At 62.2% G+C, this 23,236-nt stretch carries 29 protein-coding genes and 1 other RNA gene; 19 read left to right on the forward strand and 11 right to left on the reverse strand.

Annotated features, from left to right (window positions below; all coding sequences use genetic code 11):
- Nucleotides 1–100: 100 nt before the first annotated feature.
- On the forward strand, nucleotides 101–559 hold the full coding sequence (locus tag ACZ5TB_RS00920; protein ID WP_464791670.1) for a DUF6456 domain-containing protein: 459 nt from the start codon (nucleotides 101–103) through the stop codon (nucleotides 557–559).
- Nucleotides 560–562: 3 nt separating this feature from the next.
- Here the strand turns inward: ACZ5TB_RS00920 and ACZ5TB_RS00925 are convergent, their stop codons facing one another.
- Genes ACZ5TB_RS00925 through ACZ5TB_RS00940 form a run of 4 tightly spaced genes read right to left on the reverse strand, consistent with a single transcriptional unit; the run spans nucleotide 563 to nucleotide 3,194 of the window.
- A complete protein-coding gene (locus ACZ5TB_RS00925) occupies nucleotides 563–1,108 on the reverse strand; it encodes an NUDIX hydrolase (protein WP_464791671.1) in 546 nt (181 codons plus the stop codon).
- On the reverse strand, nucleotides 1,105–1,782 hold the full coding sequence (locus ACZ5TB_RS00930) for a TPM domain-containing protein (RefSeq protein ID WP_464791672.1): 678 nt from the start codon (nucleotides 1,780–1,782) through the stop codon (nucleotides 1,105–1,107). The genes ACZ5TB_RS00925 and ACZ5TB_RS00930 overlap by 4 nt, the downstream gene beginning before the upstream one ends.
- The gene (locus ACZ5TB_RS00935) at nucleotides 1,782–2,579 is read right to left on the reverse strand and encodes a TPM domain-containing protein (protein WP_464791673.1); all 798 of its coding nucleotides are present in this window, start codon (nucleotides 2,577–2,579) and stop codon (nucleotides 1,782–1,784) included. Before ACZ5TB_RS00935 ends, ACZ5TB_RS00930 begins: the two co-directional genes overlap by 1 nt.
- Nucleotides 2,580–2,588: 9 nt before the next feature.
- Entirely contained in the window at nucleotides 2,589–3,194 is a 606-nt protein-coding gene (locus tag ACZ5TB_RS00940; RefSeq protein ID WP_464791674.1) for a LemA family protein, read from the reverse strand.
- 102 nt (nucleotides 3,195–3,296) lie between these two features.
- Here ACZ5TB_RS00940 and mscL point away from each other — a divergent pair, with 102 nt between their 5' ends.
- The 11 genes from mscL (at nucleotide 3,297) to ACZ5TB_RS00995 (ending at nucleotide 11,871) form a co-directional block, all read left to right on the forward strand.
- Nucleotides 3,297–3,725, forward strand: coding sequence for a large conductance mechanosensitive channel protein MscL (gene mscL / locus ACZ5TB_RS00945; protein WP_464791675.1), 429 nt, complete (start codon nucleotides 3,297–3,299; stop codon nucleotides 3,723–3,725).
- Nucleotides 3,726–3,870: 145 nt separating this feature from the next.
- Entirely contained in the window at nucleotides 3,871–4,146 is a 276-nt protein-coding gene (locus ACZ5TB_RS00950; protein WP_464791676.1) for a hypothetical protein, read from the forward strand.
- A 139-nt stretch (nucleotides 4,147–4,285) separates the two neighbouring features.
- A complete protein-coding gene (locus ACZ5TB_RS00955; RefSeq protein ID WP_464791677.1) occupies nucleotides 4,286–6,649 on the forward strand; it encodes a chemotaxis protein CheA in 2,364 nt (787 codons plus the stop codon).
- A 10-nt stretch (nucleotides 6,650–6,659) separates the two neighbouring features.
- The gene (locus ACZ5TB_RS00960; protein WP_464791678.1) at nucleotides 6,660–7,097 is read left to right on the forward strand and encodes a chemotaxis protein CheW; all 438 of its coding nucleotides are present in this window, start codon (nucleotides 6,660–6,662) and stop codon (nucleotides 7,095–7,097) included.
- 77 nt (nucleotides 7,098–7,174) lie between these two features.
- The gene (locus tag ACZ5TB_RS00965; RefSeq protein WP_196225378.1) at nucleotides 7,175–7,540 is read left to right on the forward strand and encodes a response regulator; all 366 of its coding nucleotides are present in this window, start codon (nucleotides 7,175–7,177) and stop codon (nucleotides 7,538–7,540) included.
- Between the two features lie 54 nt (nucleotides 7,541–7,594).
- Nucleotides 7,595–8,677 carry a chemotaxis protein CheB gene (locus tag ACZ5TB_RS00970; protein ID WP_464791679.1) on the forward strand — a complete coding sequence of 361 codons (1,083 nt, stop codon included), beginning with the start codon at nucleotides 7,595–7,597 and terminating at the stop codon, nucleotides 8,675–8,677.
- Nucleotides 8,674–9,546 (forward strand): CheR family methyltransferase, encoded by an 873-nt coding sequence (locus ACZ5TB_RS00975; protein WP_464791680.1) that lies wholly within the window; start codon nucleotides 8,674–8,676, stop codon nucleotides 9,544–9,546. Before ACZ5TB_RS00970 ends, ACZ5TB_RS00975 begins: the two co-directional genes overlap by 4 nt.
- Nucleotides 9,547–9,687: 141 nt before the next feature.
- Nucleotides 9,688–10,386 carry an N-acetylmuramoyl-L-alanine amidase gene (locus ACZ5TB_RS00980; protein ID WP_464791681.1) on the forward strand — a complete coding sequence of 233 codons (699 nt, stop codon included), beginning with the start codon at nucleotides 9,688–9,690 and terminating at the stop codon, nucleotides 10,384–10,386.
- Nucleotides 10,387–10,429: 43 nt separating this feature from the next.
- An RNA gene (gene rnpB / locus ACZ5TB_RS00985) (RNase P RNA component class A) lies at nucleotides 10,430–10,815 on the forward strand.
- A gap of 190 nt (nucleotides 10,816–11,005) precedes the next feature.
- On the forward strand, nucleotides 11,006–11,554 hold the full coding sequence (locus ACZ5TB_RS00990) for a J domain-containing protein (protein ID WP_464791682.1): 549 nt from the start codon (nucleotides 11,006–11,008) through the stop codon (nucleotides 11,552–11,554).
- Nucleotides 11,527–11,871, forward strand: coding sequence for a (2Fe-2S) ferredoxin domain-containing protein (locus ACZ5TB_RS00995; protein ID WP_464791683.1), 345 nt, complete (start codon nucleotides 11,527–11,529; stop codon nucleotides 11,869–11,871). Before ACZ5TB_RS00990 ends, ACZ5TB_RS00995 begins: the two co-directional genes overlap by 28 nt.
- Here the strand turns inward: ACZ5TB_RS00995 and ACZ5TB_RS01000 are convergent.
- Complete coding sequence (locus tag ACZ5TB_RS01000; protein WP_464791684.1) at nucleotides 11,864–12,295, reverse strand: hemerythrin domain-containing protein; 432 nt, start codon at nucleotides 12,293–12,295, stop codon at nucleotides 11,864–11,866. The genes ACZ5TB_RS00995 and ACZ5TB_RS01000 overlap by 8 nt on opposite strands.
- A 130-nt stretch (nucleotides 12,296–12,425) precedes the next feature.
- On the reverse strand, nucleotides 12,426–13,037 hold the full coding sequence (locus ACZ5TB_RS01005; RefSeq protein ID WP_464791685.1) for a superoxide dismutase: 612 nt from the start codon (nucleotides 13,035–13,037) through the stop codon (nucleotides 12,426–12,428).
- A gap of 211 nt (nucleotides 13,038–13,248) precedes the next feature.
- Between ACZ5TB_RS01005 and ACZ5TB_RS01010 the strand changes: the two genes are divergently transcribed.
- Nucleotides 13,249–13,812: a urate hydroxylase PuuD gene (locus ACZ5TB_RS01010; RefSeq protein WP_464778992.1), complete on the forward strand. Its 564-nt coding sequence runs from the start codon at nucleotides 13,249–13,251 to the stop codon at nucleotides 13,810–13,812.
- Nucleotides 13,813–13,884: 72 nt separating this feature from the next.
- Here ACZ5TB_RS01010 and ispZ read toward each other — a convergent pair whose 3' ends face one another.
- From ispZ to dapF, 4 genes are all read right to left on the reverse strand, one after another.
- The gene (gene ispZ / locus ACZ5TB_RS01015) at nucleotides 13,885–14,532 is read right to left on the reverse strand and encodes a septation protein IspZ (protein ID WP_464791686.1); all 648 of its coding nucleotides are present in this window, start codon (nucleotides 14,530–14,532) and stop codon (nucleotides 13,885–13,887) included.
- 107 nt (nucleotides 14,533–14,639) lie between these two features.
- On the reverse strand, nucleotides 14,640–15,578 hold the full coding sequence (gene ftsY / locus ACZ5TB_RS01020) for a signal recognition particle-docking protein FtsY (protein ID WP_404956525.1): 939 nt from the start codon (nucleotides 15,576–15,578) through the stop codon (nucleotides 14,640–14,642).
- A complete protein-coding gene (gene mtaB / locus ACZ5TB_RS01025) occupies nucleotides 15,575–16,906 on the reverse strand; it encodes a tRNA (N(6)-L-threonylcarbamoyladenosine(37)-C(2))-methylthiotransferase MtaB (protein ID WP_464791687.1) in 1,332 nt (443 codons plus the stop codon). The genes ftsY and mtaB overlap by 4 nt, the downstream gene beginning before the upstream one ends.
- Nucleotides 16,907–16,908: 2 nt before the next feature.
- The gene (gene dapF, locus ACZ5TB_RS01030; RefSeq protein ID WP_464792454.1) at nucleotides 16,909–17,709 is read right to left on the reverse strand and encodes a diaminopimelate epimerase; all 801 of its coding nucleotides are present in this window, start codon (nucleotides 17,707–17,709) and stop codon (nucleotides 16,909–16,911) included.
- A gap of 350 nt (nucleotides 17,710–18,059) precedes the next feature.
- Between dapF and ffh the strand changes: the two genes are divergently transcribed.
- From ffh to rplS, 6 genes are all read left to right on the forward strand, one after another.
- Nucleotides 18,060–19,532 (forward strand): signal recognition particle protein, encoded by a 1,473-nt coding sequence (gene ffh, locus ACZ5TB_RS01035; protein ID WP_464791688.1) that lies wholly within the window; start codon nucleotides 18,060–18,062, stop codon nucleotides 19,530–19,532.
- A 120-nt stretch (nucleotides 19,533–19,652) separates the two neighbouring features.
- Nucleotides 19,653–20,138, forward strand: coding sequence for a 30S ribosomal protein S16 (gene rpsP, locus ACZ5TB_RS01040; RefSeq protein WP_464791689.1), 486 nt, complete (start codon nucleotides 19,653–19,655; stop codon nucleotides 20,136–20,138).
- Between the two features lie 150 nt (nucleotides 20,139–20,288).
- Entirely contained in the window at nucleotides 20,289–20,750 is a 462-nt protein-coding gene (gene rimM, locus ACZ5TB_RS01045; protein WP_464792455.1) for a ribosome maturation factor RimM, read from the forward strand.
- A 13-nt stretch (nucleotides 20,751–20,763) separates the two neighbouring features.
- Entirely contained in the window at nucleotides 20,764–21,036 is a 273-nt protein-coding gene (locus ACZ5TB_RS01050; protein ID WP_464791690.1) for a hypothetical protein, read from the forward strand.
- On the forward strand, nucleotides 21,033–21,764 hold the full coding sequence (gene trmD, locus ACZ5TB_RS01055) for a tRNA (guanosine(37)-N1)-methyltransferase TrmD (RefSeq protein ID WP_464791691.1): 732 nt from the start codon (nucleotides 21,033–21,035) through the stop codon (nucleotides 21,762–21,764). The genes ACZ5TB_RS01050 and trmD overlap by 4 nt, the downstream gene beginning before the upstream one ends.
- Before the next feature lie 11 nt (nucleotides 21,765–21,775).
- A complete protein-coding gene (gene rplS / locus ACZ5TB_RS01060) occupies nucleotides 21,776–22,144 on the forward strand; it encodes a 50S ribosomal protein L19 (RefSeq protein ID WP_464778997.1) in 369 nt (122 codons plus the stop codon).
- Nucleotides 22,145–22,239: 95 nt separating this feature from the next.
- Here rplS and ACZ5TB_RS01065 read toward each other — a convergent pair whose 3' ends face one another.
- Nucleotides 22,240–23,232, reverse strand: a complete 993-nt coding sequence (locus tag ACZ5TB_RS01065; protein ID WP_464791692.1) for a TerC family protein — start codon at nucleotides 23,230–23,232, stop codon at nucleotides 22,240–22,242.
- Nucleotides 23,233–23,236: the final 4 nt, after the last annotated feature.

The raw sequence follows: 23,236 nt of genomic DNA on the forward strand, positions 1-23,236 counted from the left end.
GCCTATTCCCGATTTTTCACCTATTTGGTTTTTCATCTTTCCTACAAATGGTTCGTCGTGGCAAGCCCCTTCGCATCATTCATGCATGAGGAGGAAGCCGATGCGAAGCCAATATGTGGAGCAGAAGATCGAGGACCCCGCAGGATATGTCCAGACAGTGGCGGTGAATATGGGCGAATCGCCGCTGGCATGGCTGTATGCGCGCGGTCACCTGAGTGAGCGCTATTTCAGGGCGGGGGAGTTGTTGCGCGCTGATTGGGAGAAAGCGGGGCTTGGTCCGCGCGTCACCATGCGATGGGACGCTGCGCCTTCCACGAGTGGCCCAAGAAATGGCTCGGCAGCGCCTGATCCCAGCATGGCCCAGCTGTCGGCGCGGGAGCGTTTCCATGCCGCCATCGCCGCCGCCGGGCCGGGGCTTAGCGATATATTATGGCGGGTTGCCTGCGCTGGCGAGGGGCTGGTCGCGGCGGAGCGGGCGCTCGGATGGCCGAGCAGGGCGGGCAAACTGGTCCTGACGCTGGCGCTGGAGAGGGTCGCGGCCTGGTATCGCGTGCCTTGATGTTTAGCGGCTCAGCTCGGCACCGAGGAGCAGCAGCAGTTTGACATCGATGGCAAAACCTTCGGCACGCCAGACGGCGATCTGCCCGGCCAACTGATCCAGTGGAACGCGATGGACGCGGATATCCTCCCCGTCCACGCCTCCGCCATCTCCGGCCTTCCGCAGGTCATGCGCGCGGAAAAGGCAGAAGCTTTCGGACACCATGCCGGGCGAGCTGTAGAAGTCGCCAGCGGCCTCCATGCGACCTGCGCGGTATCCAGTTTCCTCTTCCAGTTCGCGGATCGCCGCGCGTTCGGATGCCTCGCCTTCGTCATCGTCGCCCACGAGGCCTGCGGGCAGTTCGATGCAGCGGCGACCAAGCGGCACCCGGAATTGATCGACCAGCAGCACATGCCGTCGCCCGTCCGCGTCTTCGTCGATGGCGAGGATGACGGCAGCATGGATGCCGCGCGCTCGCCCCACATATTCCCATCTGCCGCGACGCTTGGCGGTGATGAAACGGCCAGCCCACATGATTTCTTCCGGGGCGGCCATATCCTGTTCACTCATAATTCGATCAGCCTGTCGGGCAATTCGTTGATGTCATCCTGCTCGCGCGGGAAATGAGTCGCGAGGACAGCGCCGACCTGACGCACGGCCTGTGCCAGCCCCTGTCCGGGCTGGCCCGCCCGGATCGCATCGATCAGTGCTGCCATCGCATCGCCCCATGCCTCGGGCGCGACTTTTTCGTTGATCGCGCGGTCGGCGACGATCTCGGTGCGATGCTCGTCAAGCGAGAGATAGATGAGAACGCCCGTCCGCCCTCGCGTGCGGGCTTCGGCGGCGGTGCGGAAGAGCAGGATCGCGCGGCGGCGCACCCGGCGGGCCTTGGTAGCGCGCGGCGTCATCAGCATGCGCAGCGGCATGATGGCGAGCAGATAGCGCACCACGAGAAACTTCAGGATGAGAAGGCCGGTCAGGCCCAGGATGAGCTTCCAGTCGGAAAGCTCATGTTCCCAATCGAGCAAAAGAGTGGAGAGGAAGGCGCGCAACTGTGCCGGGAATGCAGCCATGAAAGACAAGGCGAGGAATATGGCCGCCACCGCCCAACTGAGGCCGACATCATGATAGCTATCGGAACGGCGCGTGACGATCGTCACGATCTCGCCGGATGTTTGTGTCTCTGCTTCCTTGACGGCGGCGGTGACCAGTTCGTGGTCCGCCTGATTGAAAAGCACTTGCATCACCAGTCCCCCGAGGCGCCGCCGCCCCCGAAGCTGCCTCCTCCTGAAAAGCCGCCTCCGCCACTGCCCCAGCTTGATCCGCCCCCGCCGCCAGAGCCCCATCCAGAGCCCATGCCGGGACCCCAGAGGATGACAGGCGCGCCGCCACCACGGCGATAGCGTTTGCCGCCGCGCGCTCGCGACAGCAGCGGTAGCAGGACGAAGAAGACGAAGAACATGATGATCCAGAAGCCGAGGATGCCGCCGCCGCCGCTATCCTGCTGACGGGCTTCGGCCTCCGCCTGCGCGGCGCGTGCTCGCGCCTGATCGGGCGGCAGGGCGAGTAGTGACGTGATCTGATCGACGCCCGCATCGATCCCGCCCGCCATGTCGCCAGCCTTGAAACGCGGCGTGATGGCGTTGCGGATAATCTGCGAAGACAGCGCGTCGGTCAGTATGCCTTCGACGCCATATCCTACTTCGATCCGCACCTTGCGTTCATTGGGGGCGATGATCAGTAAGACGCCCTGATTATTCTTGTCCCCGATCCCCCAGGCGCGGCCGAGGCGGTAGCCATAGTCCGATATGTCATAGCCCTGAAGGTCTGGAACGGTGGCCACCACCAGCGACCGCCCGCTTGCCTGCTTCTGCGCGATCAGCTTCTGGCTCAGCGCCTGTTCCTGCGCGGGGTCGAGGATGTTCGCGGCATCCACGACGCCCTTGTCGTCGAACTTCGGAAAGCTCTGCGCTCCGGCGGCCGCAGCCATGCCAAGCATCCCTGACAGGAGTGCAAAGATCAGGAGCAGGCGGCGGAGCATGGCTGGCGCTTAGTTGCCGAAGTCGACCTTGGGCGCTTCTTCGGCTCCCGGCGTGGTTGCCTGGAAGGGGGTCATCGGCTTGGCGCCATGAATGATCTTGGCACCGATCGCGTCGGGGAAGGTGCGGATGCGAGTGTTATAGGCGCGCACCGCTTCATTATAGTCGCGAATGGCGACGGCGATCCGGTTCTCGGTCCCTTCCAGCTGTGACTGGAGATCGAGGAAATTCTGGTTCGATTTGAGGTCCGGATAAGCCTCCACCGATGCCAGCAGCCGTCCGAGGCCCTGACTCAATTGTGCCTGGGCCTGCTGGAACTGCTGAACCTTGGCGGGGTCGGACAGATCCTCGGCGTTGACCTGCACCGATGTTGCCTTGGCGCGCGCCTCCGTGACCCTCACCAAAGTGTCCTGTTCATGTTTGCCAGCTGCCTTCACTGTGGCGACCAGATTGCCGATCAGGTTGGAGCGGCGCTGATATTGGGCCTGAACATCGGCCCATTTGGCTTTGGCCGCTTCCTCCGCGGTGGGCACGCTGTTGATGCCGCAGGCAGACAGCGCAAAGGCCGTCAGCAAAGGCAGGAGGAGAGCAGGAGAAAATCGGCGCAGGATCGTCATGGAGCATCCTCGGCATTGTTGCGACGTCGGAAATAGGTGGTTGTCGAAGCGGGTGCAACGGCTCATCCTGTTAAACACGCAATCAGTGCAAGGGGTTCTCACATGGGACTGATTTCCGAATTCAAGACATTTATAAACCGGGGCAGCGTGATCGACCTGGCGGTTGGCGTCATCATTGGCGGCGCGTTCGCCACCATCACCAAGTCGCTGACCGACGACCTGATCATGCCGGTGGTGGGTTACCTGTTCGGCGGTGCGGACTTTTCCCGCTATTTCATCCGGCTTGGCGACATACCGGCCGGGTTCAAGGGCAATCCGGAAAGCTACGCCGACCTTAAGGGCGCAGGGGTCGCCATGCTGGGGTGGGGCGAATTTTTGACCGTGTTGGTCAATTTCCTCATCCTCGCCTTCATCATCTTCCTGCTCGTGAGGGCAGTGAACAAGCTGATGCCCAAGCCCGATGAGGCCCCCGCCGCGACCCCGGAGGAAGTGCTGCTGCTCCGTGAAATCCGCGACAACCTCAAAAAATAATTCGTTTCTGCGACGAAAGGAGCCTGCGGCGGGAACCATCTGCCGTGCGACCAGTTGATCGCGGTCAGAGTTCTGGGTGCTTTGCGCGGCCGGAATTCTTGCCGAATGACGTCAGCCCCAGGGGGGCGCAACAGGAGAACACGCCGTGAAAACCATCGTCTCAGTCCTCGGCCTTGCCAGCTTGATCGCGCTTGCTGCGTGCGATTCCAAGCAGGAAAACAAGGTCGAGAACGCATACGAGAATCAGGCGGACGCCATCGACAACCAGGCCCAGAATATGGAAGCGATGGCCGATAATCTGTCCGGCAATGCCGAGAGCGCCGCCGAGAACGCCGCCGACGCTTTGGAGAACAAGGCCGAGGCCACTCGCGAAGCGGGTGAGCGCGCTGCCGATGCCGTCGAAGAGAAGACGGAGCGCTAAGCTTTCGCTTTCCCAAGCCGAAAGGGGCGTCGCGATGATGATCGCGGCGCCCTTTTTGCTGGCTATTCAACGTCTTTAACGGGCCTTTAACTATGCCTTCCCCATGGTGCCGTCGCGCGCATCCGTGAAGGCCAAGGGAATGGACGAGTTACTTCAGGAATTCATAGCCGAGACGCAGGAAACGCTGGAAGCTCTGGCGGGCGAGGTCGTCGCCTGGGAGGCGGACCCCAGCGACCGCGACCGGCTGGATGCCATTTTCCGCTTCTTCCATACGGTTAAGGGCAGCTGCGGCTTCCTCAACCTGCCGCGTTTTGAACGGCTGAGCCATGCGGCCGAGGACGTGCTGTCGGAAATCCGCGCTGGAAACCGTACCGCCGATCCGGCGACGGTGAGCGCCGTGCTGGGCATCATGGATCGGATCGCCGAACTTGCCGAGGCGGTGGCGATCGGCGCTGCGCTGCCGGATGAAAATGATGACTATCTGATTGGTGCTCTTGCCGAACGCGAGGAAGCACCGGCGGCCGCAGAGGTCGCTCCCGCAATCGAGGCCGTGCGTCAGGGTGGCGCGCAGGCGGTGCCACGGACCATCCGGTTGCCGCTATCGCTGATCGATCAGTTGATGAACGGCGTGTCGGACATGGTGCTGGCGCGCAACGAACTGTCGCGCAAGCTGCGCGAACGGTCGAGCGACCCAGAGCTTGAAAGCAGCTTCGAACGGCTTTCCACGTGCGTTGCTGACATGCGGGACGCCATTTCCAAGACGCGGATGCAGCGGGTGGAGCGGCTGTTCACCGCCATTCCGCGCATGGTGCGTGACCTGGGCCGCGAACTGGGCAAGCGGATCGACCTGATCCTTGAGGGCGGCGACGTCGAAATGGACCGCGAGATGGTGGAGATGGTGGTCGATCCACTGACCCACATTGTGCGCAACAGCATCGATCATGGCATCGAAACGCCCGAGCGGCGCAAGGCGCTGGGCAAGCCGGAAGCCGGGACGCTGAAGTTGCAGGCACGCCAGTCGGGCAACCAGATCGTGATCGAGGTCAGCGACGACGGCCAGGGCATCGATACCGGGCGACTGGTGGAAAAGGCAGTTTCAGCAGGCAGGCTGACCCGCGATGCCGCCGCCAGAATGAGCGAGGCGGAAAAGCTGGAGCTGATCTTCCAGGCCGGGCTGTCGACCGCCAACCATGTGACCGCGATATCGGGCCGGGGGGTCGGGATGGACGTGGTTCGCGCCAATGTCGAGCGGATCGGCGGCGTCATCGCGCTGCACAATGAGCTTGGGCGGGGATTGCGGATCGTGCTGCGCGTTCCGTTGACGCTGACGATTATTCCGGGTCTTATCATCCGGTCTGGGGGTCTGCACTTCGCCATTCCGCGCGCGGCGGTGGTCGAGATACTGCACGATAATAACGAGACGCTGCATGTCGCCGAAGTCGGTGGCGCGAAGATCGCCACGATCCGGTCGGTGCGTCATTCGATGATCGATCTGGAAGATGTGTTGGGGATGGAGAAGTCCGCCCAGCCGGGTCCGCGCGCAATCATGGTAGTCCGATCTGCGACTGGCGTGCCCTTTGCCCTGGGTGTCGCCGCTGTCGATAACCATGAGGAACTGGTTATTCGCCCCGCATCTCCGCTGGTCATGGCGACCGGCGTCTATGCGGGCATGACACTGCCCGACAATGGCAAGCCGATGCTGCTGCTCGACGCGGCGGGCCTCGCCAATGCCGCGCGCTTGCCGAATGTTGCGGATGAACGGGCCAATGATCAGGCGGATGACAATGACGATGGTGCTGTCCGGGTCGAGATGGTGTCGGCCCTGCGCTTTGAGGAGCTGTCGGGCGAACGGCGGCTGATCAAGCTTTCTCTGGTGGAGCGGGTGGAGGACGTTGATGCGTCGCTCTTTGGCCGTTCGGGCGTTCATGCCTTTGTGCGGCTGGATGGACGGCTGGTGCCGGTAGCCAACGGCGCGCATAAATTTGCGGCCGATCATGTTTCGGCGCTGCGGCTTCGGGATGGCAATCAGGAAGCCTGCTATCCGGTCGCCGCTGTTCTCGACATCGTAGAAATGCCTGCGGTGCCCGACATGGTCGCCCTGCAAGGCGTGCTGAGCGGCGTCGCCATGGTCGATGGCGAACATCTTGAGGTCCTTAATCCCTTCGCGCTGTTTGCCGCCCTGCCAGATAGTAGTTTAGCAAAACGCGTTCGGGGACGATGCGTCCTTGCTGACAGTGAGGATGGCTGGACGCGTGAGATATTGGCGCCCTTGCTGCGTCAGGCGGGCCATGAAGTCCTTCTGGGGCTACCCCAGGGAGAGGCCGTCGATCCGGCGGACGTGGTCCTTTGTTCTGACCGTGACCTGACGCAGGCGGCCGAGATATTGGGATGCCGCATCGTTCAACTGCGCGCGTCACCAAAACCGGCAGGGCCAGAGGATGGCAGCATCTACCGCTATGACCAGGACGCCCTGATGGCGGCCATCACCGGCACCCGGCGCTAAGGAGGTATTTATGGAGCAACTTTACCTTCTGGCGAGATTGGCCGACACCCGCGTCGCCGTGGAGGCGAATGAGGTCGAGGCGGTCGTGAAGCTGGCCGACATCTCGCCGGTGCCCGGCATGTTGGGGCATGTTGCCGGACTGTCCGCCCTGCGCAGCCGTGTGCTGACGATCATTGACGTACCCGCCCTTATCCTTGGTGCGCCCACGCCGCCGGATCGGCGGGGCCTGGCGATCATCGCCGACATCAGCGGGCACAGCTATGGCCTGATGGTGGATGCGGTGCATGATATTTGCCAGGTGCCCGAAGGCGATCTGCCGCTGCGTGGGCAGTTGGACAAGGCCTGGGCACCTTATGCGCGGGCGATCGTCGAACAGGATGGGCATCCGCACCTGCTGGTTTCGCTGGCGAGCTTCATCGAAACCGGGCTGATGGCACAGGCCGCATAAATTCCTGGCTCGTTTACGAATTACTCGGCTTTGGTGGCTAATCTTTCCTGCACGGGGAAAAATCCAAGGGACGCTTCATGAAAAACTGTCTGGTAGTCGATGATTCGAAAGTCATCCGCAAAGTTGCACGGCATATCCTGGAATCACTCGACTTGTCGGTTAGTGAAGCGGTGGATGGGCAGGATGCACTGACCCAATGCGAAGCCGCAGCGCCGGACGTGGTCCTGCTGGATTGGAACATGCCGGTCATGAGCGGAATGGAATTTCTTCAGGCGCTTTCCACCGCGAAGGTAACCGCTCGGCCGAAGATCATCTTCTGCACCACTGAAAACGGGATCAGCCATATCAAGGCAGCCGTGGAGGCGGGCGCCGACGAATATGTGATGAAGCCGTTCGATCGCGAAACGCTGGAAAGCAAGCTGTCGATCGTGGGCGTCATCTGAACCGTTGATTCGCTGATTCGCCCCAATCCGTTCCTGTCGCCAGAAAGCCCATCAATGTCCGCCGTCACGCCTATCCTGGCCAGCCAGAGCAGACCGCAGGTCCGCGTAATGGTTGTCGATGATTCGGTCATCGTGCGGACAATGATCGCGCGCATCCTGGATAGCGATCCGGCATTTTCGGTGGTCCACAAGACCAACAGTGCCGAACATGCATTGGGTTATCTGGCCGCGCATGAGGTCGACCTGGTCCTGTTGGACATCGAGTTGCCGGGGCAGAGCGGATTGTCGGCGCTTCCCGCCTTTCTCCGCGCGAATCCTGGCGGCAAGGTGGTCATCCTTTCCGGAAATTGCCAGGAAGGCAGCGGAGCGGCGATCGAGGCACTGGCGCTGGGAGCGAGCGACATTTTCGCGAAACCCGGCAGCGGTTGCTTCGGCGAACAGTTTCCCCACGCGCTGATCGATCGGCTGTCGCGCCTGTTCGGCGCCAACCTGGCACAGGCGGCGGAGGCGCAGCCGGTCGTCATGGCGGCGAGCAAGCCCACCGCTCCGCTCGCTTGCCTCGGCATCGGTGCTTCGACGGGCGGTATCCATGCGCTGAGTCAATTGTTTGCCGGCATGACCGAGCCGCTGGGCGTGCCGATCCTGCTGACCCAGCATCTGCCGGTCAGCTTTACATCCTATTTCGTACAGCAGCTTGCCCGGATGACCAGCCTGCGCGTGAAGGTTGGCGAGCAGGGCGAAATGCTGGTGCCCGATACCATCTATGTCGCGCCCGGCGACGCCAATTTGCAGGTTCGCCGGGGACTTTATGGGCGAGTGATGGTCACGTTAAATCCCCAGCGCACGCTCGCGGGAAACCTGCCCGGCGTCGATCCGATGTTCACCAGCATGGCCGAAGCATATGGGCCAGGCGCGGCAGGCGTCGTCCTGACCGGGATGGGCCGTGACGGCACGGTCGGCGGACATGACATCGTTGACGCAGGCGGTTGGATCGTGGCGCAGAATGAAACGAGCAGCGTGGTTTGGGGCATGCCGGGATCGGTGACAGCGGCTGGGCTCAGCTGTGCGTTGCTGGACCCCTATGCCATCATGGATTTCGTCGCGCGGCGCGGAAAGAGCAGAGGTTTGACACATTGACCCTTTCGACCGATTCATCCTCGAGCGGGGCCGCCCGCATCTTTTCGGCTCTGCTGGAGGCGCGCACCGGGCAGATATTGTCGGAAAGCCGCGCATGGCGGATGGAAACGGCGCTCAAGCCGGTCATGCGCACCCATGGCCTTGCCGACATGGACGAATTGGCCACCCGCCTGCTGGGCAATCGTGATCCGCGTCTGGAAGATGAGGTGATCAACGCGCTGCTCAACAACGAAAGCAGCTTCTTCCGCGATCTCCAGATCTTCGACATGATCCATCGGCATATCCTGCCGTCCTTCTACGCCGACCGGCGGGACCGGGTGCTGCGGATCTGGAGCGCGGGCTGTTCCACGGGTCAGGAAGTCTATTCCCTCGCGATTCAATTGCGCAATGATATTGCCCGCTGGCGTGGCTGGCGAATCGAAATATTGGCGACAGACATTTCGACCGCCGCCATAGATCAAGCGCGCAGCGGCGTCTTTTCGCAGATGGACGTCCAGCGCGGTCTCGCGGTGGGCGACCTGATCAAATGGTTCGAACCCGCTGGAGACAATTGGCGCGCCAGCCCGGAACTGCGCCGGATGATCGATTTCCGGACGGACAATCTGTTTGATGCGAAGGCCCCGTCGGGCGAGTATGACCTGCTCCTTTGCCGCAATGTGCTGCTTTATTTCACGCCGGAGCGGCGTCAGGAGGTATTCCGCCTTCTGAAGCGGCATAGTCAGGAAAAGTCGGTGCTGTTGCTGGGTGCTGGCGAGACCGTGATCGGCCATAGCGAGGATTTCATTCCCCATCCGGAATTTCGCGGTGGATATGCACGGCGGCTGGAAACGACGCAGTGTGGCAGCGAGGTTCTTCGCCGCGCCGTCTGACTCGGGTTTCGCGCACATCTGGTGCCCGGCACACAATCAAGGAAGCGCTTGCGCTTGATCGGTCAATGGCTCTCGGCCATTGTCTGCGACAGGGGCGCTTCCTGATGCGGGGCGAGGACAAGTGGTGATTGCGGGTTTCCGATGAGCGACATTCCAATGATCGAAACGCCGTCACCCAATTTTGACGACCGCAAGCTGCCCATATCCATGCTGGTGTTGCATTATACCGGCATGCCGGACGCCCAGAGCGCGATCAACTGGATGGCCAGCCCGGAATCAAAGGTTTCCGCCCATTATGTGGTGACCGAAGAAGGCGAGATCGTCCGCATGGTCGATGAAGCCAGACGGGCCTGGCATGCGGGCCGTTCCCACTGGCGCGGCACGGATGACGTCAATTCGGCGAGTATCGGGATCGAAATCGTCAATCCTGGCCATGAATGGGGTTATCGCCCCTTTCCCGACGCGCAAATTGAGGCGCTCATCCCGCTGATGCATGACATCGTGCAACGTCACGGCATCACGCGTGGCAATATCGTCGGGCATAGCGATGTCGCCCCGGCGCGCAAGCAGGACCCGGGCGAGCTTTTCCCCTGGTGGCAATTGGCCCGGCTGCGTCTGGCGTTGCCGCGTCCCACCCGCAATCTGATGGACCCGCTCTGGTCGGACAGTGCTTTCCTGCTGGCGCTGGAGCGCTTTGGTTATGACATTGCCGAACCCGATGCGGCGGTTGTCGCGTTCCAGCGGCGCTTCCGGCCGGAATTGATCGACGGAGTGATCGATGGCGAATGCCGCGCGATCCTGCTTGCCTTGTTGCTGCCAAAGCCGAGGGGCGATGAATAAGCAGGGATGACGGGCGCGCGCAGTGCGTGTATAGCGCGGCGTGCCAGAGGGCCGGGCGGCCGCGGCGTGGCGGGTAACTTCCACGGCGAGGAAAGTCCGGGCTCCACGAAATGACGGTGCCGGCTAACGGCCGGCTGGAGTGATCCAAGGGACAGTGCAACAGAAAGCAGGTCGCTACAGCTTCGGCTAAGCGAAATTGAAAGGGTGCGGTAAGAGCGCACCGCGTCTCCGGCAACGGAAGGCGGCACGGTAAACCCCACCGGGAGCAAGACCGAATAGGGGCGGCGCGCAGCTTCGACTGCTAGGCCAGTTTCGGCTGAGACCGCCCGGGTTGGTTGCTTGAGGGACGGAGCAATCCGTCTCCTAGAGGAATGGCCGCCCATCTCCGCAAGGAGTGGACAGGACCCGGCTTACAGGCCCTCTGGCATTAGAATCCTCCCCGCGCGGAGCGGGGGGAGGGGGACCGTTTGCGCAGCAAATGGTGGAGGGGAAAAGGGATGACGTTGCGCATTTTCCCCTCCACCGCCTGACGGCGGTCCCCCTCCCCATCTTCGATGGGGAGGATGTTATTTGAACCGCCGGGGTGGCGTTCTGCCTGCGGCTTACCTAATTGGGACCGATGGCACGAAGCAGCCGATCAAATGACTGGGGATTTCCCCGCTGGCGCAGCTACGGCGCATCGCGTGAGGCGCAACAGGTGCGCATGTGCGATCGGTATGGCTGTGACCAGCCGGGCAACTGCCCCGCGCCCAAGTCGCCCAACAGCTCGGAACGTTGGTATTTCTGTTCCGATCATGCGGGCGAATATAACCGTAACTGGGACTATTTTCAGGGGCTGGACAAGGAAGAGCGGGAGCAGCGCGAGCGCGCCGAGCGCCGCGACGCTGGCGGCTATCAGGGCAGCGCCTATCATGGTTGGGGCGGGCCGGGTGACGGCAGCCGGTCGCGGGACGAGCTTCATGCGTTGAAGGCGCTGGAGCTGGAGGACGATGCCGATTTCGAAGCGGTGAAGAAGAGCTGGCGGCGTCTGGCCAAGGAATATCACCCCGATGTGAAGCCGGGCGACGCGGACGCCGCCGTCCGTTTCCAGACGATCCAGGCCGCCTATGAAGTGCTGCGGTCGGCGGAGGAACGGCGGACGTGGAAGCCGCGGGAGACCGTGGATTGACGGATCACGTCCGGTCCAACTGGCAGAATGCGGTGCTGGTCTGCCGCAAATGTTCGAAGAAGCTGGATGGCGGCTTTGGTCCCGATGGGGGCGAACGGCTCGCCAAGGCCCTACGCAAGCGATTGTCACTGAAGAAAGGGCGCAAAGCGGCGGCGGGGATTATCGAGGTGAATTGCCTCGGCGTTTGCCCCAAGGGGGCGGTGACGGTGGTCAATGGCGCGCAGGCGCGGGAATGGCTGCTTGTCCGGCCGGGCGTTGATCTGGACGAAGTCGCGCGAAGCTTGGGTCTTGCCCCCGTCGATGGCGGAGTCAGCTAGCCTGTTTGAGCGGCGGCTCCAGCCCCGCTTGGGCGAGCAGGGGTATCAGCAGTTTCTCTTCCTTGCGCATCCGGTTGAGCAAGGCATCGATGATCTGGCGGCTTTCGCGGCAAAATTCGGGCCATTCGCGAGCAATACGACCATCGCTCCATCGGGACATATAGTGGGTGAAGTCCAGCGCCAGCGGCGCCATTTCCGCTTGCAGCCGCGCTGCTGTTTCCCGCAGGGGCGCATGCGCCTGACGCTGCATCGCGGGATAGAAGATATTGTCTTCCAAGGCGAGGTGAGACATTAACAGCCGGGCAAACTGCCAGCGGAAGGTGCCAAGCTGGCGAGGCGTGGCGTTGTCGGAAATCAGCTGCAAAAATTCGTCGGCGGCTACGTCGAGCGCGTCATGTTGGCTTTGTAATTGCTGCAGGTCCATCGGCCGTTTCCAAACATAGGATAAGATGTTTTTCGCACGGCGCCGTTAATAATCCGTTCTTTCCGCCGGATATTGATCGAGGGAGGCGCCGTCCGCTGCCCCTTTCAGGCGGCGGACGGCGTGACATGCATCAGCCCGGCTGATCGGCGCGGCTCGCACCTTCGCCGTCCAGGTTAAGCGCGACGAAATCCCAGTCGATCGCATCCTTCAGCAGGCGCTCGGCATAGTTGGGGCGCAGGTTACGATAGTCGATATAATAGGCATGTTCCCACACATCGAGGATCAGCAGCGGCGTGTGGCCATGCGCAACGGGAGTGTCGGCGTCATGATAGCTGGTCACTTCCAGCTTGCCGTCCTTCAGGATCAGCGCGGCCCAGCCGCTGGCAAAGTGTCCGACGGCTTCCGCTTTCAGCTTTTCGAGCAAGGCATCAACGGAGCCGAAGCCTTCGTTGATGAGCGCGAGAAGCGTGCCGGTCGGCTGCTTCTTTTCCGGCGACAGCGACAGCCAGTAGAATGTGTGGTTCCAGATCTGTCCCACCTGGTTGAACAGCGCGCCCTTGCTGCTCTTGATCAGTTCGACCAGCGACTTGCCCTGAAGCGCGGGGTCTGCAGCGACCAGTTCATTGGCCTTCACGACATAGGCATTGTGATGCTTGCCATGGTGATAGTCGAAGTTTTCAACCGAAAGAATGTCGCCAAAGGCATCCTTTGGATAAGGCAGATTGGGCAGCACAAAGGCCATGTCGGAACTCCTCGGGTTCTTGGGATGGATGGCGGCATAACGGGCATGCCACCGAAAGGGTCCCGGCCCCGTAGCAGCCTTATTGCACTGCGGAAAACAGGATATTTTCGTTTAGCTGCATGGAAATATCCATGTGACAGCAGCGTAACGATGACATAGAATCATCGGTCAGGCCGTTCACGAACGGCGGCCGAATGAAGGGGACGGATCAATGGCAAAATTCTTCGGTAATTTGCATCTGGTGCTCGCCGTGGGGCTGGTGTTTGCGCTGGTGGTGATTTTCTCGGTCCCGGCGAACACGATTCCCGAGCAAGCGATCCTGCGTTGGCTCCACCTGTTCTTCGGCATCGTGTGGATCGGCCTTCTTTATTATTTCAACTTCGTCCAGATCCCGACCATGCCCAAGGTTCCGGCTGAACTGAAGCCGGGCGTGTCGAAGTTCATCGCGCCTTCGGCCCTGTTCTTCTTCCGCTGGGGCGCAGCGCTGACCGTGCTGACCGGGGCGATCATCGCCTGGCGCAGCGTCTATCTGGTGGAAGCGCTGACGCTTCAGCCCGGTTTCGTGCTGATCGGCGTCGGCATGTGGCTGGCGCTGGTGATGGCGTTCAACGTCTGGTTCATCATCTGGCCGAACCAGAAAAAGGCGCTGGGTATCGTCCCTGCCGAGGATGCGGTGAAGGCCAAGGCGGCGACCACCGCGATGATGTTTTCGCGTATGAACACCCTGCTGTCGCTGCCGATGCTTTATTGCATGGTGAACTTCAACGGCGGTTGACATTAATTGAGTGGGCGGGGTTGGCTAAGGCTGGTCCCGCCTGTGTTAAAAACGCGTTCTACTTAACGAACATCAACCCTGTGGCGGGGTGGTTTCGCCGATTTCCTCGCTGTCCACGGCGTTCCCAATCGTCAGCCCGTGTCGCATCAGCATCGGGATATTGGCGAGCGCGAAGACGAGCGAAACGACGGTGACGCCCCAGACCTTGACCGCGAGCCATGCGTCGAAGCTCATCGAGTGGCGCATCACTTCATTGGCGGCCGCCATGGCGACGAAGAAGAAGCCCCAGTTGCGCGACAGCTTGCGCCAGCCTTCGTCGGTAAGGCCGTCATAGGCGGCTTGCAGAAGATATTTGAGCAGCGCCTTGCCGCGCAGAAGGCCCCCGAACAGCATCAGCGCGAAGAAGCTGTAAATGATCGTCGGCTTTATCTGAATGAAGCTCTGATCCTGGAAATAGATGGTGAGGCCGCCGAAGAAGAGCACGAGCATCGCCGACAGCCACAGCATGGGCGAAACACGGCCGAGCTTCACCTTCGAAATAATGACCGCGATAACGATGGCGGTCATGAAGGCGGCGGTGCCAAGGCTCATTGCGGTGATGGGATTGCCGGGACCCCAGATCCATCCTGCTCCCTTATAGGTCAGGAAAAAAACAAGGAGGGGACCGAAGTCGAGGGCAAGGCTGAGATTGCCGCCGTGGGCAGGTTTGGTGTCAGTCATCGATCTAATTTCCCGTCATCCCAGCTGAAGCTGGGATCTCGTGAGGCTGTGTTGTGCCATCAAGGCATGAGATCCCAGCCTGCGCTGGGATGACGGATGTTGGGCGATTACCGCGCATAGGCTGTTCCCGCGATCGCGCGCGCCATGTCGCCTGCATCGAACGGGCGCAGATCCTCGATCTTTTCACCGACGCCGATAGCATGGATAGGCAGGCGATATTTCTCCGCCGCCGCGACCAGCACGCCGCCGCGCGCGGTGCCGTCCAGCTTCGTCATGACGAGGCCGGTGACCTGCGCGACTTCCTTGAAAACCTCGATCTGGTTCAACGCATTTTGTCCCGTGGTGGCATCCAGCACCAGCACAACGTCATGGGGTGCCGCCGGGTTCAACCGGCCGAGGACGCGGCGGATCTTGGCCAGCTCGTCCATCAGCTCGGTCTTGTTCTGGAGGCGGCCTGCCGTATCGACGATCAGCACGTCGATGCCGGTGGCGGTGGCCTGCTTTACCGCATCGAAAACTATGCCCGCCGCGTCGCCGCCTTCCTTGCCCGCGACGATGGGAATGCCGAGGCGATCGGCCCACACCTTTAATTGCCCGATAGCGGCGGCGCGGAACGTGTCGCCTGCCGCCAGCATCACGCCATAATCCTGCTCCAGGAAATTATTGGCGAGCTTGGCGATGGTGGTGGTCTTGCCCGATCCATTGACGCCGATGACCAGGATCACTTGGGGGCGAGGGAAGGCTTCGATCTCCAGTGGACGTGCGACCGGGGCTAGGACCTTTTCGATTTCCTCCGCGATGATTTCGCGCAGATAGTCTTCGGTGAGTTCGCGGTTGTAGCGGCCTTCGGACAGGCGATCGCGGACGCGGGCGGCCATGGCGGGGCCAAGGTCGCTGACGATCAGAGCTTCCTCGATCTCGTCGAGCGTTTGTTCGTCGAGTGCGGCCTTGGTGAAAATGCCGGTGAGGTTTTCGCCGAGCTTATCGGAGGTGCGCTTCAAGCCGCCGAAGAGGCGGTCGCGCCAGCTGGTGCCGGGTTCAGTCATTGCCGAGCCTCTTGCGCGATCAGCACGCCATTCTCAAGGGCCGTGATGGTTGCCGACGTGATGGAGGAGGGGGCTTGAGGCGTTTCGAAGCGCAGCGGGGCGAAATTTTCCGCATGGCCCGTGAGGCCGTTGCGTTCGACCAGCACGGATTGGGTGCTGCCGATGAGGCTCTGCAGCCATTGCTGGCGTTGCGCTTCGCAGGCCGCGCGGAGGCGGGCGGCGCGGGTCTTGATGGTGGCACGATCGACCTGCGGCATGCGGGCTGCTGGTGTGCCTGCGCGCGGGGAGTAGGGGAAGATGTGGCCGTGGACGATGGTGCATTCCCCGACCAGCTTCAGGCTGTTTTCGAACATCGCCTCATCTTCGGTCGGGAAACCGGCGATGATGTCCGCGCCGATGCTGATGGCCGGGCGGACGGCCTTCAGGCGCTCCACGATGCGGATCGCATCAGCGCGCATGTGGCGGCGCTTCATGCGCTTGAGGATCATGTCGTCGCCTGCCTGGAGCGACAAATGGAGGTGCGGCATCATGCGCGGCTCATGGGCGATGAGGTCGAAGAGGCGGTCGTCAATCTCCACGCTATCGATAGAGGAGAGGCGCAGGCGGGGCAGGGCGGGCACGGCCTTCAATATGCGCTCGACCAGCAGGCCGAGCGAGGGCGATCCCGGAAGGTCGGGGCCGTAGCTGGTGACGTCCACGCCGGTCAGCACGATTTCCTGATAACCTGCTTCCACAAGCTCGCGCGCCTTGTCGATGACGGCGCCTGCGGGGACGGAGCGGCTGTTTCCCCGGCCATAGGGGATGATGCAGAAGGTGCAGCGATGATCGCAGCCATTTTGTACTTCGAGGAAGGCGCGGGCATGTTCTGCGAAGGCGCTGGCCATGTGCGGCGCGGTGTCGCGGACGGCCATGATGTCGGAGACTTGGACTTTTTCCGCGCCCTCCATCCAATTCGTCACCCCAGCGGAAGCTGGGGTCTCATGCCCGACGTCGTGCCCTGCCGCCTGAGATCCCAGCTTCCGCTGGGATGACGGGTAGTGGGTGGGGTCGAGTTTTTCGCGGTTGCCTATTACCGCGTCCACCTCTGCCATTTGCGCGAAGGTTTCCGGCTCGGTCTGTGCGGCGCAGCCGGTGACCATGATCCTTGCCTCTGGCCGTTCGCGGCGGGCGCGGCGGATGGCTTGGCGGGTTTGGCGTACGGCTTCGGCGGTTACCGCGCAGCTGTTGACGACGATCAGGTCATCTTGTCCGCCCGCCATTTCGCGGATCGCCTCGCTCTCCGCGATGTTGAGGCGGCAGCCCAGGGTGATGATCTGCGGGCCGGACATGCTCAGAAGCGCGCCCAGTCAGCCTCGCCGTCGAAGACGTGGGTGGCGGGGCCGGTCATCATGATGTGGCCGCCGGGCTGCCAGTCGATGACGAGGTCGCCGCCGGGCAGGGTGACGCGTGTCGGGCCGCTCACCAGCTTGCGCCGCACCGCTGCGACGGCTGTTGCGCAGGCGCCGGTGCCGCACGCGCGGGTGAGGCCGGCGCCGCGTTCCCAGACGACCAGGCGGATATGATTGTCGCCGATGACCTGCGCGAAGTTCACGTTGACGCGGGCGGGGAAGAGCGGGTCGGTCTCGATCAGCGGGCCTAAATGGTCGAAGTTCACACCGTCCAGATCGTCCACGAAGAAGACGACGTGCGGGTTACCGACATTGACGGCGGCGGGGGCGGGGAGGTCTTCCCAGCTGACCGGCATCGTCAGCGTGTCCATCGCGTAGGCGAGGGGGATTGCGTCCCAGTCGAGCCGGGGCGCGCCCATATCGACGGTAGCGCCGCCATTGATGGCCCTGGCTTCCAGCAGTCCTGCCTTGGTTTCGATCAGCACGTCGCGGCCGACGAATAGGGGGACGCAGCGGGTGGCGTTGCCGCAGGCTTCGACTTCGCTGCCGTCGCTGTTGAAGATGCGCATGGATACGTCCGCGCGATCGGATTGGCCGATGAGGATGAGCTGGTCGCAGCCTATGCCAGCGTGACGGTCGGCTATGGCTTGGGCGCGGGTGGGGGTCATTTCGAGGGTGTCCTCGCGCGCGTCGATCACGACGAAGTCGTTGCCCAGCCCGTGCATTTTGGAAAATCGGCCCATAGTGGCGCGCATGTAGGGGGTGTGGGGGGAAAAGGCCAGAGCAGGCGAGGTCAACTGTTCCTCCGTTCGCCCTGAGCCTGTCGAAGGGTTCTTCTTCTTTTGAAAAGAAGGGAAGGGCTTCGACAAGCTCAGCCCGAACGGTTTGTGTGTTGGTCCGCATTGCATCCCCCACCCCTTTCCGCTAAGGGCCACATCGCAATCGGGCGGTTCGCCGTTCGATACCCTGACAGATCCATGGCGCTCACAAGGGAGCACCGGATGGACGCTGGCCGGCGAGGTTTCGCCCGCCGGCGATTTTGTCGTTTGGCGGGGTGGTGCGGTTTTCGGGGCTTTTTTGCCCAAATGAGGTGATGATGTTCGATTCGCTAAGCGATCGTCTGAGCGGGGTATTCGACAAGCTGCGTGGGCGCGGTGCGCTGACGGAGGACGATGTCCGCGCCGCGATGCGCGAGGTGCGAATCGCGCTTCTGGAAGCCGACGTCGCGCTTCCGGTCGTGCGCCAGTTCGTCGATCAGGCGACCGAGCGGGCCGTTGGCAGCGATGTGCTGCGGTCGGTCACGCCGGGGCAGATGGTCGTCAAGATCGTCTCCGACACGCTGACCGAAACGCTGGGTTCCGAAACGTCCGATCTGCTGATCGATGTCAGCCCGCCCGCCGTCATCATGATGGTCGGCCTGCAGGGGTCGGGCAAGACCACCTCCACCGCCAAGATCGCCAAGCGGCTGAAGGACAAAGAGCGCAAGAAGGTGCTGATGGCGTCGCTCGACGTCCAGCGTCCGGCGGCGCAGGAACAGCTTGCGGTGCTGGGCACGCAGACCGATGTCGCGACCCTGCCGATCGTGGCGGGCCAGCAGCCGGTGGACATCGCCAAGCGGGCGTTGCAGGCGGCGAAGCTTCAGGGCTTCGACGTGGTGATGCTCGACACGGCGGGTCGTCTGCACGTCGATCAGGCGCTGATGGACGAGATGAAGGCGGTGGCCGAGGTCTCCAATCCGGCGGAAATCCTGCTTGTCGTTGATTCGTTGACGGGTCAGGACGCGGTGAATGTCGCGACCAGCTTCACGGCGCAGGTGCCGCTGACCGGCGTGGTGCTGACCCGCATGGACGGCGATGCGCGCGGCGGTGCGGCGCTGTCGATGCGTGCGGTTACGGGGCGTCCGATCAAATTTGCGGGCACGGGCGAAAAGCTCGACGCGATCGAGCCCTTCCATCCCGCGCGTGTGGCGCAGCGTATTCTTGGCATGGGCGATGTCGTTTCGCTGGTCGAAAAGGCCGCCGAGAGCATCGACGCCGAGGAAGCGGATAAGCTTGCCAAGAAGATGGCGAAGGGTCAGTTCGACATGAACGACCTGCGCAGCCAGCTTAACCAGATGCGGCGCATGGGCGGTCTGGGCGCGCTGGCGGGTATGCTGCCGGGCCTGAAAAAGGCGCAGGCGGCGATGGCGAACAGTGGCGCCAACGACAAGACGCTGATCCATCTCGATGCGATGATCGGGTCGATGACGCCCAAGGAGCGGGAGAAGCCCGCCCTGATCAACGCCAAGCGCAAGATCCGCATCGCCAAGGGTTCCGGCCGCACCGTGCAGGACGTCAACAAGCTCCTGAAAATGCATCAGGAGATGGAATCGGCGATGAAGAAGATCCGCAAGATGGGCGGATTGAAGGGCCTCGCCAAGATGTTCACCGGCGGCGGCATGGACAAGCTGATGGGCGGCGCGGGTGGCGCGCCGGACCTTGGCGGTCTTGGTGGATTGGGCGGCCTTGGGGGCGGGGGCAATATGCCGAACCTGCCGCCGGGATTTCAGAATTTCATGAAGAAGTGAAGTGCGCGTCATCCCAGCGCAAGCTGGGATCTCACTTCTCTCCAGGGGCAGAGAGATCCCAGCTTTCGCTGGGATGACGAATTGAGAAACAAGTAGTTAGTTAGAAAGGTCTAAAACAACATGGCAACGTCCATTCGTCTTTCGCGCGGTGGTTCCAAGAAGCGTCCTTATTACCGCATCGTCGTGGCCGACAGCCGCGCGCCGCGTGACGGCAAGTTCATCGAGCGCATCGGCAGCTACAACCCCGTCCTGCCCAAGGGCGACGAAAAGCGCGTCGTGATCGACGTTGAGCGCGCGAAGCACTGGGTTGCCGCTGGCGCGCAGCCGACCGACCGCGTTGCCCGCTTTCTGGACGCGGCTGGCGTGAAGGAACGCGCTGCCCGCAATAACCCGAAGAAGGCTGAGCCGGGCCAGAAGGCCAAGGATCGCGCTGAAGATCGCGCGACCAAGGCTGCGGAAGCCGCTGAAGCTGCCGAAGCCGCCAAGGCTGCTGCCGCTGAGGCCGCTGCTGCTCCTGCGGTTGAAGAAGCTCCGGCTGTCGAAGAAGCGCCTGCCGCTGAAGAAGCTGCTCCTGAAGCCGCTTCTGAAGAACAGGCTGAAGGCTAAATGGGTAATCACCCCTCCCCTTCAGGGGAGGGGCCGGGGGTGGGGGCTGGCAATGGCTCCGCGCCCGGCACCCCCCAACTCAACCCTTCAACCGAGTCACGCGCCTCGGTTGAACCTGAAGGGGAGGGGCTAGTCTCTTCGCGCGCCGTCATTCTCGCCGTCGTCATCGGCGCGCATGGGGTGGCGGGCGAGGTTCGTTTGAAGCTCTTTGGGGAAGGCGTGGAAACGCTCAAATCCTACAAGAGCTTCGACGCTGCGGGCGGCAAGCTGACGTTGAAGTCGGTGCGCGCCGGTTCCAATGGCGCGGTTGCGCGTTTCGCCGAGGTCAATGACCGAAGCGCGGCCGAAGCCCTGCGCGGGACGGAACTCACCGTTCCTCGCTCTGCCTTGCCTCCGCTGGAGGAGGGCGAATATTATCATGCCGACCTCATCGGCTTGCCCTGCTTCTCCAGCGAGGGTGAAGGGCTGGGCAATATCGTCGCGGTCGAGAATTTCGGCGCTGGCGATATCATCGAGGTCGAACGGCCCAACGGCAAACGCTTCATGGCGCCCATGCATGCGGTCACGATCGCGGACGGTCGGGCCGTGATCGAAGCGGCCTTTGCGGTTTGATCGGCGGTTGCTGATGCCCCAAATCCTTACTGCCCTCTATCTGCTGATGATGATCGCCGCAGGGTGGCGCCTGTTCACCATGCCATGGAAGCGCGGGTTGAAAATTGGCGCGGCGGTGGCGCTGGTCATCCCTATTCCCTTGCTGTTTCTTTTACCCGCCCTGATGAACCCGGAGCGGCCCTTTGCCGATCTGCTGCGTGCTATCGGTATCGCTTTGATGGCAGGCGGCACCGTGTCGTTGCTGGGAGGCATGTCCGCGGCGTGGCTGCGCAAGCGCAGGGCGTGAGTTTTCGGACGCAGATATTGACGCTTTATCCGGAGATGTTTCCGGGACCGTTGGGCGTGTCGCTCGCCGGGCGCGCTCTGGCGGAAGGGAAATGGTCGTGCGATCCGATCCACATCCGCGATTTTGCGACCGACAAGCACCGCACCGTTGACGACACGCCTGCGGGCGGTGGCGCGGGGATGGTGCTGCGCGCCGACATATTGGGGCTGGCCATAGATCATGCGCTGGAGCAGGGGCCGGACCTGCCGGTGATAGCCATGACGCCGCGCGGCAAGCCGATCACGCAGGGCCATGTGCGGGAACTGGCGGCGGGGCCGGGCGCGACGATATTGTGCGGACGGTTCGAGGGCTTTGACGAGCGTATCTTCGAGGCGCGGCCGGTTGAGCAGATCAGCATGGGCGATATCATTTTGTCCGGCGGCGAGATGGGCGCTCTGATGCTGCTCGATGCTTGCATTCGGCTGCTTCCCGGAGTAATGGGCGCGGCTTCCAGTGGGGATGAAGAGAGCTTCGAAAGCGGCCTTCTCGAATATCCGCACTATACCCGACCCGCTTTGTGGGAAGGGCGCGCGATCCCTGAAGTGTTGCGATCGGGGGATCATGCGAAAATCGCCGCCTGGCGGAAACAAAGGGCGGAAGAAGATACACGGCTAAGGCGGCCGGACCTTTGGGAACGTCATATCGGCGTTCGGGACCAGCCGCCCTCTGGTGCGCAACGCAAAAGGTAGGACTTTAAGTCATGAACTTGATCCAGCAGATCGAGGCCGAAAACATCGCGGCTCTCGCCAAGGATATCCCCGATTTCCGTCCCGGTGACACGCTGCGCGTCGGTGTGAAGGTCGTCGAAGGCGACCGCAGCCGCGTCCAGAATTATGAAGGCGTATGCATCGCCCGCTCGAACAAGGGCATGGGCAGCAACTTCACCGTGCGCAAGATTTCGTTCGGTGAAGGCGTGGAGCGTGTGTTCCCGCTCTATTCGCCCAATCTCGATTCGATCACCGTCGTCCGCCGTGGCGTCGTGCGTCGTGCGAAGCTCTATTATCTGCGTGGCCGCACCGGCAAGCGCGCTCGCATCGCCGAGCGCCGCGACGTCCGCACCGAGGATTGATCTTCCTCGCGGCTTTACGGTCGCTAAGTTGAACAGGCGGCGCTCGAAAGAGCGCCGCCTGTTTGCTTTTGGGGTCCGATTGATCCGGTCAGATCCTATTGGACTTCGGCAGGAAGCGCCGCCTTTTCTGGTCGCGTCTTCCACAATGACCAGCCCACGCCGCCCGCAAGAATCGCGAAGGTGATGGCCAGAGAGACCGGCGGCGGGATTTTGGCCAGGCCCAACGCGTCGGCGACAAATATCTTCGATCCAATGAAGATCAGCAGCAGGCTGAGCGCATATTTGAGGTAGTGGAAACGCTCCACCATCGCGGCCAGGGCGAAATAGAGCGCGCGCAGGCCAAGGATCGCGAAGATGTTGGACGTGTAGACGATGAACGGGTCCGTGGTGATCGCGAAGATCGCTGGCACCGAATCGACCGCGAACACCACATCGACAAATTCGATCATGACCAGCGCCAGGAACAGCGGCGTGAAGAATAGAGCGAGCCGTCCCGTCCGGGGATCGGTCTGCTTCACCCAGAAATGATGACCGTGCAGAGTGTCGGTCACCCTCATGCGGCGCTTCACCCAGCGCAGCACGGGCGACGCGCCAACGTCATAGTCCTTCTCTGCGGTCATCCACATCTTGATGCCGGTCGCGATCAGGAAGGCGGCGAAGAAATAGAGCAGCCAACCCCATTGCTGCACCGCCGCCGCGCCGAAGCCGATCATCAATCCGCGCAACAGGATGACGCCCAATATGCCCCAGAAGAGCACCCGATGCTGATAGAGACGCGGTATGCCGAAATAGGTGAATATCATCGCGATGACGAAGACATTGTCCATCGCCAGGCTCTTTTCCACGACAAAGCCGGTGACGTAGTTGAGGCCCGTCGTCGCGCCCATCTGCCACCATATCCAGGCACCGAACCCAAGGCCGAGAAAGATGTAGAAGGCGGAAAGGGTAAGGCTCTCGCGCACGCCAATCTCGCGTTCGCGCCGGTGTAGGACGCCGAGGTCCAGCGCCAGCAGGGCGATCACGATGCCAAGGAAGGACAGCCACATCCAGAGTGGCGTACCGAGCCAGACCAGCGATAGGAAATCCATGGCG

The sequence above is a fragment of the Sphingobium sp. TomTYG74 genome (assembly GCF_055393875.1).